Here is a 667-nt window from a genome sequence, read left to right as displayed (position 1 = left end):
GTTCATATACCACCACGTTAATGCCTTTGGCTTTTATTCGCTTCATGACGCCTTGGATAGATGCGGTTCTGAAATTATCTGATCCTTTTTTCATTGTCAGGCGATATATGCCAACAGTCTTAGGTGCTTTGTTGATTATGGTTTCAGCAATAAAATCCTTCCTTGTTCTGTTGGCGTCAACAATTGCGGCTATTAGATTGTTAGGAACATCTTTATAATTGGCAAGTAATTGCTTTGAGTCCTTGGGAAGGCAATATCCACCGTAGCCAAAAGATGGGTTGTGATAATGATTGCCAATTCGAGGATCTAATCCAACGCCTTCAATTATTTGGCGAGAATCAAGGTTGTGCACCTCAGCGTAAGTATCAAGCTCATTTATATAAGCTACACGCATGGCTAAAAATGTATTCGCAAAAAGCTTAATTGCTTCAGCCTCTGTAGAATCAGTATACAGAACGCTGACGTCGCTCTTGATAGCGCCATTCAATAATAACTGAGCGAAAACTTTCGCTTCTTCAAGGTGCGAGCCGATTACAATTCGAGAAGGGTAGAGGTTGTCGTGAAGTGCCTTGCCTTCACGGAGGAATTCAGGAGAAAAGAAAATTTTAGAATAGCCTAATTTTTCTCTAAGGCTTTTGGTAAAGCCTACAGGAACAGTGGACTTGAT

The 667-nt window shown here is 40.8% G+C and carries 1 protein-coding gene; it reads right to left on the bottom strand.

Annotated elements, in window-relative coordinates:
• A partial coding sequence (locus QWI17_RS17415; protein ID WP_302723797.1) for a nucleotide sugar dehydrogenase occupies window positions 1-667 on the bottom strand: 667 nt, incomplete at both ends.

The organism is Gilvimarinus gilvus (genome assembly GCF_030518155.1).
Lineage (GTDB): Bacteria > Pseudomonadota > Gammaproteobacteria > Pseudomonadales > Cellvibrionaceae > Gilvimarinus > Gilvimarinus gilvus.
The sequence above is the reverse complement of the archived record's forward strand: the minus strand, read 5'-3'. Positions and strand labels throughout refer to the sequence as shown.